Origin of the sequence: Spongiibacter tropicus DSM 19543 (assembly GCF_000420325.1) — a bacterium.
In the GTDB taxonomy this organism is placed as follows: domain Bacteria; phylum Pseudomonadota; class Gammaproteobacteria; order Pseudomonadales; family Spongiibacteraceae; genus Spongiibacter; species Spongiibacter tropicus.
In genome coordinates this window covers 552,067-565,396 of record NZ_ATUS01000001.1, presented here as the reverse complement: position 1 = coordinate 565,396, position 13,330 = coordinate 552,067, and the positions used below count along the sequence as shown (strand labels likewise).

General features: G+C 56.9%; 16 protein-coding genes. All 16 read left to right on the top strand.

From position 1 onward, the window contains the following. Window positions 1-110 precede the first annotated feature (110 nt). Window positions 111-584, top strand: a complete 474-nt coding sequence (iscR, locus tag G411_RS0102735) for a Fe-S cluster assembly transcriptional regulator IscR (RefSeq protein ID WP_022957641.1) — start codon at window positions 111-113, stop codon at window positions 582-584. 79 nt (window positions 585-663) lie between these two features. Further along, on the top strand, window positions 664-1,878 hold the full coding sequence (locus tag G411_RS0102730; protein ID WP_022957640.1) for an IscS subfamily cysteine desulfurase: 1,215 nt from the start codon (window positions 664-666) through the stop codon (window positions 1,876-1,878). A 25-nt stretch (window positions 1,879-1,903) separates the two neighbouring features. Further along, on the top strand, window positions 1,904-2,284 hold the full coding sequence (gene iscU, locus G411_RS0102725) for a Fe-S cluster assembly scaffold IscU (RefSeq protein WP_022957639.1): 381 nt from the start codon (window positions 1,904-1,906) through the stop codon (window positions 2,282-2,284). Window positions 2,285-2,289: 5 nt separating this feature from the next. After that, the gene (gene iscA, locus G411_RS0102720; protein WP_022957638.1) at window positions 2,290-2,628 is read left to right on the top strand and encodes an iron-sulfur cluster assembly protein IscA; all 339 of its coding nucleotides are present in this window, start codon (window positions 2,290-2,292) and stop codon (window positions 2,626-2,628) included. Between the two features lie 118 nt (window positions 2,629-2,746). Further along, complete coding sequence (gene hscB, locus G411_RS0102715) at window positions 2,747-3,277, top strand: Fe-S protein assembly co-chaperone HscB (RefSeq protein WP_022957637.1); 531 nt, start codon at window positions 2,747-2,749, stop codon at window positions 3,275-3,277. Window positions 3,278-3,311: 34 nt separating this feature from the next. After that, complete coding sequence (gene hscA, locus G411_RS0102710) at window positions 3,312-5,165, top strand: Fe-S protein assembly chaperone HscA (RefSeq protein WP_022957636.1); 1,854 nt, start codon at window positions 3,312-3,314, stop codon at window positions 5,163-5,165. A gap of 10 nt (window positions 5,166-5,175) precedes the next feature. After that, window positions 5,176-5,514: an ISC system 2Fe-2S type ferredoxin gene (fdx, locus tag G411_RS0102705; RefSeq protein WP_022957635.1), complete on the top strand. Its 339-nt coding sequence runs from the start codon at window positions 5,176-5,178 to the stop codon at window positions 5,512-5,514. Window positions 5,515-5,538: 24 nt separating this feature from the next. Further along, window positions 5,539-5,739 carry a Fe-S cluster assembly protein IscX gene (gene iscX, locus G411_RS0102700; protein WP_022957634.1) on the top strand — a complete coding sequence of 67 codons (201 nt, stop codon included), beginning with the start codon at window positions 5,539-5,541 and terminating at the stop codon, window positions 5,737-5,739. 109 nt (window positions 5,740-5,848) lie between these two features. Beyond that, window positions 5,849-6,277, top strand: a complete 429-nt coding sequence (gene ndk, locus G411_RS0102695) for a nucleoside-diphosphate kinase (RefSeq protein ID WP_022957633.1) — start codon at window positions 5,849-5,851, stop codon at window positions 6,275-6,277. A gap of 13 nt (window positions 6,278-6,290) precedes the next feature. After that, window positions 6,291-7,439 carry a dual-specificity RNA methyltransferase RlmN gene (gene rlmN / locus G411_RS0102690; RefSeq protein ID WP_022957632.1) on the top strand — a complete coding sequence of 383 codons (1,149 nt, stop codon included), beginning with the start codon at window positions 6,291-6,293 and terminating at the stop codon, window positions 7,437-7,439. 16 nt (window positions 7,440-7,455) lie between these two features. After that, entirely contained in the window at window positions 7,456-8,256 is an 801-nt protein-coding gene (gene pilW / locus G411_RS0102685) for a type IV pilus biogenesis/stability protein PilW (protein ID WP_022957631.1), read from the top strand. 2 nt (window positions 8,257-8,258) lie between these two features. Continuing rightward, window positions 8,259-9,038: a helix-turn-helix domain-containing protein gene (locus tag G411_RS0102680; protein ID WP_022957630.1), complete on the top strand. Its 780-nt coding sequence runs from the start codon at window positions 8,259-8,261 to the stop codon at window positions 9,036-9,038. Then, the gene (gene ispG / locus G411_RS0102675) at window positions 9,035-10,147 is read left to right on the top strand and encodes a flavodoxin-dependent (E)-4-hydroxy-3-methylbut-2-enyl-diphosphate synthase (protein WP_022957629.1); all 1,113 of its coding nucleotides are present in this window, start codon (window positions 9,035-9,037) and stop codon (window positions 10,145-10,147) included. The genes G411_RS0102680 and ispG overlap by 4 nt, the downstream gene beginning before the upstream one ends. Window positions 10,148-10,173: 26 nt before the next feature. Beyond that, the gene (gene hisS, locus G411_RS0102670) at window positions 10,174-11,448 is read left to right on the top strand and encodes a histidine--tRNA ligase (protein WP_084495224.1); all 1,275 of its coding nucleotides are present in this window, start codon (window positions 10,174-10,176) and stop codon (window positions 11,446-11,448) included. Window positions 11,449-11,475: 27 nt separating this feature from the next. Next, window positions 11,476-12,147 carry a YfgM family protein gene (locus G411_RS0102665; protein ID WP_022957627.1) on the top strand — a complete coding sequence of 224 codons (672 nt, stop codon included), beginning with the start codon at window positions 11,476-11,478 and terminating at the stop codon, window positions 12,145-12,147. 9 nt (window positions 12,148-12,156) lie between these two features. Continuing rightward, window positions 12,157-13,308, top strand: a complete 1,152-nt coding sequence (gene bamB, locus G411_RS0102660) for an outer membrane protein assembly factor BamB (RefSeq protein WP_028968080.1) — start codon at window positions 12,157-12,159, stop codon at window positions 13,306-13,308. Window positions 13,309-13,330: the final 22 nt, after the last annotated feature.

Below are 13,330 nucleotides of genomic sequence, written 5' to 3'. Positions count from 1 at the left end.
GCCGCCGTTTTTTGCTGCCATCGGCAAAAGCCGAGTGTTTTAATCAGGTAAATAGTTGATAGAAATACTTGGTTATTGCATAATTTGTCCTACGGAGAGTAGGTACGATTATGCGACTGACGACCAAAGGACGATATGCGGTAACGGCGATGCTGGATCTGGCGCTTTATGGCGACCAGGGGCCGATCAGCCTTGCCGATATTTCCGGTCGACAGGATATTTCACTGTCATATCTGGAGCAGCTGTTCGCCAAGCTGCGACGTCGGGAGCTGGTGCGCAGCATCCGTGGCCCGGGCGGTGGTTATCGTCTTAATCGTCCCGGCGAAGAAATATTTGTTGCCGAAATCATCGATGCTGTTGACGAGCGCGTAGACGCAACCGGCTGTTCCGGGAACAGCGATTGTCAGGATGGGCACACATGTCTGACCCATCACCTCTGGTCTGACCTGAGTGATCAGATACACCATTTTCTCAGTGATATCAGTCTGGCAAGTCTCGTGCAGCGCCGCGACGTGCAGGCCGTGTCTGCACGTCAACGACGCAGCCAACCTGGTCAGACCATCGCGCTGACAACCATCGAATAGGCTTAACGGTTTGTCACAGTTGAACTGTGAGCGACCAGGCCGCGCTGATGTTCCGTGCGGCCGACATGAGGAGAGAGCTATGCAGTTGCCGATTTATCTGGATTACTCCGCAACCACGCCGGTAGACCCGCGTGTTGCCGAGAAAATGATGACCTGCCTCACGACCGCGGGGAATTTCGGTAACCCTGCGTCGCGTTCTCACCTGTTTGGCTGGAAAGCGGAAGAAGCGGTGGAAAATGCCCGTCGCCAGGTCGCTGACCTGATTAATGCTGACCCCCGCGAAATTGTTTGGACCTCGGGCGCGACGGAGTCCGATAACCTGGCGATTAAAGGTGCTGCCCACTTCTACAGCAAGAAGGGCAAACACATAATCACCTCGAAAATTGAGCACAAAGCTGTGCTGGACCCCTGCCGCCAGCTGGAGCGGGAAGGTTTCGACGTGACCTACCTGGATCCCAATGCCGACGGTATTATCACGCCTGAAGCCGTCGAGCAGGCAATGCGCGATGACACGGTGTTGGTCAGCATCATGCACGCCAACAACGAGATCGGCACGATCAGTGATATCGCTGCCATCGGCGAGTTGTGCCGCGAACGCAAAGTCGTTTTCCATGTCGATGCCGCACAGAGTGTCGGCAAGATTCCGGTGGATATGGAAGCGATGAAAGTGGACCTGCTGTCCATTTCGGCGCACAAACTCTACGGACCGAAGGGCATTGGTGTGCTGTATGTACGCCGCAAGCCACGGGTTCGGCTGGAGGCGCAGATGCATGGCGGCGGTCATGAGCGCGGTATGCGCTCCGGCACGCTGGCCACCCACCAGATTGTGGGCATGGGCGAAGCCTGTGAGCTGGCGCGCCTGGAGATGGAAAAAGACGCGGCGCACTCGCTGGCCTTGCGCAACCGTTTCTGGGAAGCACTGAAGGATATCGAACAGGTGCACGTGAACGGTTCGCTGGAGCACCGTTTGCCGGGTAACCTGAATATCAGCTTGGCGTTTGTTGAGGGCGAATCGCTGATCATGTCGCTGAAAGATCTGGCGGTATCATCCGGTTCGGCCTGTACGTCGGCCAGTCTGGAGCCTTCTTACGTGCTGCGTGCGCTGGGTTTGAACGATGAACTCGCCCACAGCTCGCTGCGTTTTTCCTTCGGTCGCTTTACCACTGAAGAGGAAGTAGATTACGCCGCTGCCCAGGTTCGCAAGGCGGTCGACAAGCTGAGAGAATTGTCGCCGCTGTGGGATATGTACAAAGACGGTATCGACCTGGACAGCATTGAATGGGCGGCTCACTGAGCCGACTCAAGAGGAGGGATTAACCATGGCATATAGTGAAAAAGTACTGGACCATTACGAGAACCCCCGTAATGTCGGTAAATTCGATGACAGTGATGAAATCGGTACTGGCATGGTCGGCGCGCCGGCCTGCGGTGACGTGATGCGTCTGCAGATCAAAGTGAACGACGAGGGTGTCATCGAAGACGCCAAGTTCAAAACGTACGGCTGCGGCAGTGCGATTGCTTCCAGCTCACTGCTCACAGAGTGGGTTAAAGGCAAAACGCTGGAAGAAGCTGAACACATCAAAAACACGGAAATTGCGCAGGAGCTGGCTCTGCCTCCGGTGAAGATTCACTGCTCTGTGTTGGCTGAAGATGCGATCAAGGCCGCTGTTTCCGATTATCGCAAGAAGAAAGGCGCCTGAGTCTGATGGCTGAAGTAGATATGAAAGTCAGCCTGACGGAATCTGCGGCTGGTCATATCAAACGCCAGTTGGAAGGTCGTGGGCGTGGCCTGGGTATTCGCCTGGGCGTTCGTACCTCGGGCTGTTCCGGTATGGCATACGTCCTTGAGTTTGTCGACGAGCCGCAGCCCGAAGATAAAGTGTTTCAAGCCTTTGGGGCGTCGATTTATGTCGATCCCAAAAGCCTGGTTTACCTCGATGGCACGGAGTTGGATTTTGTCAAAGAGGGCTTGAACGAAGGGCTGAAATTTAACAACCCCAATGTCTCTGCGGAGTGCGGTTGCGGAGAGAGCTTCACGGTTTAACGGCTGTGTGAGCGAGTGCTGGCGCGTTTCGGTGGATGGCCGATCGCGCCTTTTGCATATTTGCGGAGGTGATTTTCAGCCTCTCTGGTGTGAACCCTCAGTTGCGGAGAAGGGTGTTATGAGCGAACAGGCAGCAGACTATTTCAGTATGCTGGGTGTGCCGCGTCAGTTTGACGTGGACGAAGCGTCACTGACCCGCGCCTACCGAGAGCTGCAGCGCAGTGTGCACCCTGATCGCTTCGCTGGTGGCAGCGACCGAGAGCGACGTCTGGCGGTGCAAAAATCCTCGCAGATCAATGAAGCCTACGAAACACTGCGCTCGGTAACGCGCCGCGCGGCCTACCTGCTCAAGCTGGCTGGTCATCCAGTGGATACCAGTAATACTACTTTCAGCGACCCAGAGTTTCTGATGCAGCAGTTGCAGCTTCGCGAAGAATTGTCAGACCTGCATGATGCGACGGACCCCGAGGCGGCGCTCGATGCCTTCTACTGCGACGTGGATAACGCCATGGCTGAGCAAAAGGCCGTCTTTGTCACAGGGCTGGATGCCGATATCGAGCAGGCGAAGGCGGCCTACGCCAAGCTGCAGTTTCTGGAAAAGCTGCGTAGCGAAGCGGAGCAGAAAGAGAGTGAACTGCTGGACTACTGAACGGCAGAGCCCGTAAACGGACCGAATTTATCTTATGGCATTAATGCAAATTTCAGAGCCGGGGCAGAGTCCCGAACCCCACCAGCGCAAGCTGGCGGCGGGGATAGACCTCGGCACCACCAATTCGCTGGTTGCGGCATTCCGCAACGGCCACCTGCAAACACTGCCGGACGAGCAGGGAAGACACCTGTTGCCATCGGTTGTGCACTACGGCGCGCAGGGCGCCGATGCAGTGGGTGCTGCGGCTCAGGCCATGGCGGCTGACGATCCCGAAAACACGCTGGCGTCGATAAAGCGCCTGATGGGGCGCAGCTATGCCGATGCCAGTGCCGCGGAAGTGCTGTCGACCTATACGCTGGTGGATTGCGGCGACGATATGGTGAAGCTGCGGACCCAGGCGGGCGACTTGTCGCCGGTGCAGGTTTCTGCAGATATTTTGCGCAGCGTGGCTGATCGTGCGCAGCGTAGTCTGGGTGATGAACTGCAAGGCGTTGTGATTACCGTTCCCGCATATTTCGATGACGGTCAGCGTCAGGCGACCAAAGATGCGGCGCGACTGGCAGGGCTCAATGTCTTACGTCTGCTGAACGAGCCGACTGCAGCCGCCGTGGCTTACGGTCTGGACGAGAAAGAAGAGGGGGCTATTGCCGTTTTTGATCTCGGTGGCGGCACCTTCGATATCTCGGTACTTCAGATGAGTAAGGGCGTATTTGAGGTTCTGTCGACAGGCGGTGATTCGGCGCTGGGTGGCGACGACTTCGATCAGGCGATAGCGGCCTGGTTCATCGAAAAAACCGGCCTCGATTCACTGGACGGCAAGCAGCGCCGTCGTTTGCTGGATGCCAGTCGCGCTGCGAAAGAAGCGCTGACGGGCGCTGAGCAGGTGGACGTCAGTCTGGATTCGCAGCAATTGGTGTTGAGCCGAGAAGAGTTCAATACGCTGGTGGATCCCTTGATTGATCGCGCGATCCGCGCCTGCAAAAGAGCGATGCGAGATGCCCGTCTGCGCAGTGATGAGATTCTCAATGTGGTGATGGTCGGCGGTTCGACTCGCGTGCCGCGTGTGCGGGAGCGGGTGGCTGAGTGGTTCGGCCGCGAGCCCCTGGTGGATATCGATCCGGATAAAGTGGTTGCGCTGGGCGCGGCGTCGCAAGCCGAACAGTTGATCGGCAATCGCAGTGGCGAGGAAACGCTGTTGCTGGATGTCATTCCGCTGTCGCTGGGTGTGGAGACCATGGGGGGGCTGACGGAAAAAGTCATTCATCGCAACACCACCATCCCGGTCGCGATGGCGCAGGAATTTACCACCTTCAAAGACGGTCAGACGGCCATGGCGATTCACGTGGTGCAGGGCGAGCGTGAGCTGGTAGACGATTGTCGCTCACTGGCGCGCTTTGAATTGCGTGGTATTCCACCCATGGTGGCGGGGGCGGCGCGCATTCTCGTTACCTTCCAGGTTGATGCCGATGGTCTGTTGCAAGTATCTGCCCGGGAGGAGACCACCGGCGCAGAGAGCCAGGTACAGGTGAAGCCGTCCTACGGCCTCAGCGACAACGATATCGCCGATATGCTGACCTCGTCATTTGAGGCGGCGGGCCAGGATAAAGAAGCCCGTGCCTTGCGCGAGCAACAGGTAGATGCCGAAGCGCTATTGCAGTCACTGTCTGCGGCGCTGCTAGCTGACGGTGAGGCGCTGCTCAGCGAATCCGAACAGCGCGAGCTGCTGGACAAAATGGAAGCGCTGCACCGCGAAAAAGATAGCGGCACGGCGGCCAGTATCGCCCGGCAGATTGAAATTGTCGGTGCCGCCAGTGAAACTTTTGCTGAGCGTCGTATGGACGCCAGTATCAAGAAAGCCCTCGCCGGTCGGCGAGTGGACGACCTTTGAGGAGTTCCCGATGCCACGCATAGTTGTACTGCCAAATGAAGAGCTTTGCCCGGAGGGTGAAGTGTTGGAAGTGGCCAGTGGTGAAACCATCTGCGATGCCATGCTGGCCAATGGTATCGACATCGAGCATGCCTGTGAAAAATCCTGTGCCTGCACGACTTGCCACGTTGTGGTGCGCGAAGGCTTTGATTCGCTGAACGAGGCCGACGAGCTGGAAGAGGATATGCTCGACAAAGCCTGGGGGCTGGAGCCGGAGTCGCGCCTGAGTTGTCAGGCTGTGGTCGCGGATGAAGATCTGGTTGTGGAAATTCCCCGCTATACCATCAATATGGTGTCTGAGCGCCACTGATCGCTGCCTTGAGAGGAGACTGTCATGGGACTGAAATGGACTGATGTGCTGGATATTGGCATTGAGCTGGCGGAGTCGCACCCGGATGTTGACCCGACGTATATCAACTTTGTCGACCTGCATAAAATGGTTGTATCGCTGGATGATTTTGACGACGACCCCAAGCGCAGTGGCGAGAAAATTCTGGAGGCAATTCAAGCGGCCTGGCTCGACGAGCGCGACTGACACAGCCAGGGGCGGTTGCGTACCTATTTGCCGCGAATGCGCGTATAATTCCCTCCTATTTTTTCGGGGCACCGCCCCACCGTTTGAACTTTAAGCCGGAGATACTTACATGGGCGTAGAACGCACCCTTTCCATTGTTAAACCCGATGCGGTTGCCAAAAACGTTGTAGGCGAAATCTACAGCCGTTTTGAGAAAGCTGGCCTGCAGATTATTGCAGCGAAAATGCTGCGTCTGAGCCGCGAGCAGGCAGAAGGTTTTTACGCCGAGCACAAAGGTCGTCCGTTCTTCCCCGCGCTGGTTGATTTCATGACCTCCGGTCCGGTTACCGTCCAGGTGCTGGAAGGCGAAGGCGCTATTGCGAAAAACCGCGAACTGATGGGTGCCACTAACCCCAAAGAAGCTGAGGCGGGCACTATTCGCGCGGACTTTGCCGAGTCTATCGACGCCAACGCCGTTCACGGTTCTGACTCCGAAGCCTCTGCTGCTCGCGAAATCGCCTTCTTCTTCGCTACCAGCGAGCTCTGCGAGCGCGCCTGAGGAGGCACCGGGCATGGACGTGCAAGAGGCGGTGATTCAACAGCCTGAGCGTGTAAACCTGCTTGGCATGACACGCCAGAAAATGGAGGCCTGGCTGGTTTCTATTGGTGAAAAGCCGTTCCGTGCCCAACAGATTCTTAAATGGATTCACCACTCGGGTATCGATGATTTCGAACAGATGAGTAACCTCGGCAAAGGCTTGCGTGCCAAGCTGGCCGAGATTGCCGAGATTCGGCCCCCGCGAGTGGTGCGCCAACTGGATTCCAAGGATGGCACGCGCAAGTGGGCCATCGAAGTCGGTGGCAACAATCTGGTTGAAACCGTCTTTATTCCCGACGGGCAGCGGGGCACTCTCTGTGTCTCGTCGCAGGTAGGTTGCAGTCTGGATTGCAGTTTTTGCTCTACCGGCAAACAGGGTTTCCAGCGCGACCTGACAGCCGCAGAAATTATCGGTCAGGTTTGGCTGGCGATTCAGTCGTTCGACGCTTTTCAAGCAGGCAGCTCACGGGTAGTCACCAATGTGGTGATGATGGGCATGGGTGAGCCGCTGCTCAATTTCGACAATGTGGTGGATGCCACCGGCCTGATGATGGACGATTTCGGTTACGGCTTGTCCAAGCGTCGGGTTACCCTCAGTACCTCCGGTGTTGTGCCGATGCTGGACAAGCTGGGCGATGTGTCAGAAGTGTCCCTGGCTGTCTCCTTGCATGCGCCTAACGATGCGCTGCGCAACGAGCTGGTACCGATCAATCGCCGTTACCCCATTGCCGAACTTCTTGCTGCCTGTCGTCGTTATCTCGATAAACAGCCTGATAAACACCGTGTGGTTACTGTTGAGTACACCCTGATTGCCGGCGTCAACGACAGCGTCGAGCAGGCGAGAGAGCTGGCGGACGTTCTCCGCGAATTGCCGTGCAAAGTGAATCTGATTCCCTTTAATCCGTTCTCCTTGTCAGACTATCGTCGTCCGTCAAAAAATGCCGTATCGAGATTCTGGCAAGTGATGACCGATGCCGGTTACGTAACAACCGTTCGCACCACTCGCGGCGACGACATTGACGCCGCCTGCGGTCAGCTTGCCGGGCAGGTGCAGGACCGTACGCGCCGCGCGGAGCGTCACCGCCGAAAATCGGAAGAACTTCAAGCCATTCGTATTACGTGAGGAGCACAGGCCAGTGATGTCGAGAGTACCGCGATTAAGCCGTCATGGCCGGGTTTTGCTTCTGAGTGTGCTGGCGCTTCTGCTTTGCGCCTGCGTCACCACCGAGACCGGCGGCTTTGCCGAAAAGGCCGATGAGAAAAAAGCCTACGAAACCTCCCTGCAGTTGGCCAAAACCTACATTTCCAACGGCAATTGGCAGCAGGCCAAGCGCCATTTGAAGTATGTGGAAACGGTCGACAAGCACAACCCCGAAACCTTGGAAGCCCTTGCGCTGGTCTACCAGAATACCGGGGAGCTGGAGATGGCGGAGAACTACTATCGCCGCGCTATCGAGCAAGACCCGAAAGCCATGCGTATCCGCAATAATTACGCTGCCTATCTCTACGAGCAGGAGCGGTATCGAGAGGCGGCTGCGCAGCTTGAGGTTGTGGTCGGCGAATTGCTGTATGAGCGTCGCGTCGATGCCTTTGTTAATCTCGGGCGCTGCTATTTGAAATTAAATGAACTGGATCGTGCCGAAGGTGCATTCAAGCGCGCGTTGCTGATGGAACGCGATGATCCCACCGTTGTGTTGTCGATGGCGGAAGTGAGTTTTCGCAAACAGGATTACCCCCAATCGCAGCGCTACTACGACGCATTCCGTGAAATGAATCCCCGCCAGTCGGCGGCTTCGCTGTGGCTGGGTATTCGCCTGGCAGACGTGTTTGATGATGAAGATGCCTATGCCAGTTACGCACTGGCGCTGAAGAATCTTTTTCCCAAATCGGAAGAATATCTGCTGTACAAGGCCTCTCTGACCAACAGCGGAGTTGAGTAAGCATGAATCAGGCGCACAGCGATAACTATATTGCGCCACCGGGGTCTGTACTGAGAGACGCCCGGCTTAGCGCAGGAAAATCGGTGGAGCAGGTGGCGGAAGCATTGAATTTGCTCACCACCCACGTTGAAGCGCTTGAGTGTAATGATTACTCACGATTTAACTCGCCGATGTTTGCGCGTGGTTACATCCGCAGCTATGCCCGCCATTTTGGTCTGGATGAGGCACCGCTGCTCAAAGACAGCGAGCGGATATGTCGTCGCGATGAAGAGCAGGCGCAGCAGCGCCGTCCCAAAGGCAGTACACAGGCCCCTATACAGGCACGTCTCTCAGTGGCCGCGCTGGTCGCCTTGATTATTTGGGGAGTGAGTTACCTGCTGTTCGGCGGTGAGCCCAAGCCCAGACTTGATGTCAGCCTGATGGAAGAGCGTTACGTTCCCCTGCAGGAACTGCGCAGTCGCTCGCTGTTGGGCGAATCGCTGTTGCAGGTGCCCACCACGGTCAGCGACGCTGAGCTCTCCCCGGAACTGCTCTCGCACCCGGCCAGTGTGCGTCTGGACGCTGTGCAAACCGTGTGGCTTGAGCTTCGCGATGCCGATGGCACGGTACAGTTTCGTGGCCAGTTGGAGGCGGGGCAGTCGCAGAGCCTGGACGTGAAGGGCCCGGTGCAGCTGGCCGTGGCTTACTGGCCTGCCGTTCGTATTCAGTACAACCAGCAAGACGTCGCCTTGGACGGGCTTGCCGAAAGTAACGCGGTACGCGTACAGATAGGTGAATTATGAAGATGGAATCACCCATAAAACGCCGCAAATCTCGCCAGATTCATATTGGCAATGTGGCAGTGGGTGGCGATGCGCCGATTTCGGTGCAGAGCATGACCAATACCAATACCTGCGATGTGGCGGCGACGGTCGCACAGATTCGGCGTCTGGAAGACGCTTGCGCCGACATCGTGCGGGTGTCGGTTCCCAGCATGGAGGCCGCCGAGGCCTTTAAGCAGATTCGCGAACAAGTGACCGTCCCACTGGTGGCGGATATTCACTTTGATTACAAGATTGCACTTAAAGTGGCGGAATACGGCGTGGACTGCCTGCGCATCAATCCTGGCAATATCGGCCGGGAAGATCGGGTGAAGGCGGTGATTGATGCGGCGAAAGAACGCAATATTCCTATCCGTATCGGTGTGAATGCCGGGTCGCTGGAAAAAGAGCTGCAACGCAAATACGGTGAGCCGACGCCAGAAGCACTCGTAGAATCGGCCATGCGGCACATCGATATTCTCGATCGCCTGGACTTTCAGGACTTCAAGGTCAGTGTGAAAGCCTCTGATGTCTTCATGGCGGTAGCGGCCTATCGGCAACTGGCCTCCCAGATTGAGCAACCGCTGCATCTGGGCATTACCGAAGCAGGGGGTTTGCGTGGCGGCACCGTCAAGTCAGCGGTGGGGCTGGGGATGCTGCTGATGGATGGCATCGGCGACACGATTCGGATTTCGCTGGCCGCCGATCCGGTTGAAGAGATCAAGGTTGGCTACGAAATTCTGAAAAGTCTCAAGCTGCGCAGCAAAGGGATTAATTTCATTGCCTGCCCGAGCTGCTCGCGACAGAACTTCGATGTGATCGGCACCATGAACGAATTGGAGTCTCGACTTGAGGATGTCACGACACCCTTGGATGTGGCAGTTATCGGCTGCATCGTTAACGGTCCGGGCGAAGCCAAAGAAGCCGATATCGGCTTGACGGGTGGCACCCCGAACAACCTGGTGTATGTGAATGGCCAGAAAGATCACAAGGTGCAGAACCCCGAGCTGATCGACCATCTCGAAAAACTGATTCGAGAAAAAGTCGCCCTTAAAGAACAACAGGACAAGGATCTGATCGCCCGCAGTTAGGCGCAAGGATTTAGCAAGGTATCCAATTGGCACGTATTCAATCCATCCGCGGGATGAATGATATTCTTCCCGACGATTCACCGCTTTGGCAGTATCTGGAGTCCACTGTGGCGCGCCTGCTGGGACGCTACGGTTACCGTGAAATTCGCTTTCCCATTCTCGAACAGACCGAGTTATTTAAGCGTTCTATCGGTGAGGTCACCGATATTGTCGAAAAAGAGATGTACACCTTTGAGGACCGCAATGGCGATAGCCTGACACTGCGCCCTGAGGGAACGGCGAGCTGTGTACGCGCCTGTGACCAAAACGGTCTGCTGCACAATCAGCTGCAGCGCCTGTGGTATGCCGGCCCCATGTTTCGCCACGAGCGCCCGCAAAAGGGTCGCCTGCGTCAGTTCCACCAGATCGGTGTCGAAACCTTTGGCATGTCAGGTCCGGATATCGATGCCGAGCTGATTCTGCTGAGCGCGCGTCTATGGAAGGAGCTGGGTATCAGCGAGGCGCTGACCCTGGAGCTGAACAGCATCGGTAGCAGTGAATCCCGCGCGACCTATCGCCAGGCGCTGGTGGACTATCTTGGTCAATTCAAGGACCAACTGGACGCCGACAGCCTGCGCCGTCTGGACAGCAACCCGCTGCGTATTCTCGACAGTAAAGTGCCTGAAACTCAGGCGCTGCTGGCCGACGCGCCGGTGTTAAATGATTATCTGGACGAACAGTCCAAAGCCCATTTCGATGGCCTTTGTGCCCGTCTCGATGCCGCCGGACTTGCCTATACGCTGAACCCCAAACTGGTCAGGGGGCTGGATTACTATGGCCTGACGGTGTTTGAATGGACCACCACTGCACTGGGCGCCCAGGGCACAGTATGTGCGGGCGGTCGCTACGATGGGCTGGTCGAGCAGCTCGGCGGCAAGCCGACCCCGGCGGTGGGCTTCGCAATGGGGCTTGAACGCCTTTGTCTGCTGTTGGAAACCCTCGATGCCTTGCCGGAACCTGCGCCGCTCGCGGACGTCTACATCGTGGCGACTGGCGAGGATTGTGAAGTGCGTGCGCTGAGTATTGCCGAGCAGCTTCGCGATGCGCAACCGGGTATAAAAGTGCTGCTTAACTGCGGTGGCGGCAGCTTTAAAAGCCAGTTTAAAAAGGCCGACAAGAGCGGTGCTGCACTGGCTATAGTGCTCGGCGAAGATGAGCTGGCAGCGGGGCGCGTTGCAGTAAAACCGCTGCGCGGTGACGGCGAACAACAGAGCGTCGCGCTGGAAGAATTGGCCAATTACATTGAAAATGCGCTGCACTGATCAGTGCAGACTCGTTTGGGGATAGCTGTGGATACCTACCGTACAGAAGAAGAACAACTCGAAGCCATCAAGCGCTGGTGGCAGGAGAATGGCAAGTTCACCGTCATCGGCGTGGCGCTGGCGCTGGCCGCCGTATTTGGCTGGCGTGGCTGGAATGCTCATCAAGTCGAGCGTGCCGGCGATGCCTCGCTGATTTATGACAATCTTCTGCAAACTGATCAGTTGATTGAACGTGATCCGACAAAACGGGCGACGGCCGAGCACCTGGCGACAACATTGAAAGATGGCTTCAGTGCCCACAGTTACGCGCACTATGCCGCGCTGATACTGGCCAAGTATGCGGTCAAGGACGGTGACTATGCGGCCGCAGAAACCGAGCTGCAATGGGTGTTGGATCAGCAGCCGGAACCCGCTGTGAAAGCCCAGACCCAACTGCGTCTGGCACGTCTGGAATATGCTCAGCAAAATTACGATGCCGCGCTGACCGCTTTACAGCCTTTGCTCGATGGTGCGGCTGCGGTGCAGGCACTGGAGCTGCGTGGCGATGTATTGCAGAAACAGGGCGATTTCCCTGAGGCGTTGGCCGCATATCAACAGGCCAAGGCCGTGAATGCGCAGCAGCAAAGCCCGCTGAACAGCCCGTTGCTGGAAATGAAAATCAACAGTCTGTCGGCGATCCACGCCGCTGCTGAGGAATAGGGGATGCCCATGTCTGTGTTTCGCACCCTCGCGGTGGTGGTGATCGGCCTGTTTCTGGTGGCCTGTTCATCGACACCAAAGAGCAATGATCCGGCGCCGCTGACGGATTTCCAGGAAAGCAAACGCCTGAAAAAAGTCTGGTCGTATTCGCTGGGTGATGGTCAGGAAGAGGCTTACTACCGTTTTACGCCGGCTATCGATGGCGATGAAATTTATACCCTGTCTATGGACGGCGGCGTTGCGGCGCTGAACAAAAAGACGGGAAAGAAACGCTGGAAGGTGTTCCATGAGCTGAACATTTCCGGTGGCATCGGCGTGGCCGGTGATCAACTTTACGTCGGTACCGCCGATGGCGAACTCGTGACCTTGAATCGCGAGAATGGCGACATTCTCTGGCGTGCCGAAGTCAATGGCGAAGTGCTGGGCGCCCCGGCAGGCGATGGTCGGGTGGTGATTGTTCAGACTTACAGCGGTCTTGTGCACGGCTTTAATGCCGAGGATGGCAAACGCCTGTGGACCTACACCTCACAGGTGCCACGGTTGACCATGCGCGGTACCAGCAGCCCGTTGATTGTCCGCGGCGTTGCACTGGTCGGTTTCGCCAGTGGCCGGCTGATGGCCTTCAATGCTGAAAACGGCAGCATCCTTTGGGATCAGCGTATTTCGGTTCCCCAAGGCAGCACGGAAATTGACCGTCTGGTCGATATTGATGGCCGCCTGCTACTGATTGAGAACGAGCGCATCGTGGTGGTGAACGGCTACCAGGGGCAGGTGATGGCTATTGATATCAATAGCGGCCGTCCATTGTGGGCCAAAGATAACTCCAGCTATGTCGGTGCTGCCGAGGCGCTTGGCAATGTGTATGTAGTGGATGCCGAGGGCGGTGTCAGTGCTATCGCGGAAGGCGGACAAAGTATTGCCTGGACGCAGACCGTGCTGGCACGCCGTCGTCTCACCGAACCCGCAGTGTTGAGCGGTGTCGTTGCGGTCGGCGACTTTGACGGTTATCTCCACCTGCTGGGACAGCTGGATGGTCAGTTGGTCGGTCGCAGCCGTGTCGACAGTGATGGCCTGCGCTCACCCATGCTGGTCGACGGCCGACTGCTGTATGTCTATGGCAACAGTGGCAAACTGGTCGCTTACAAGATTCAGGATCGCTGAGCGCCACCCGGCGCCAGCGCAC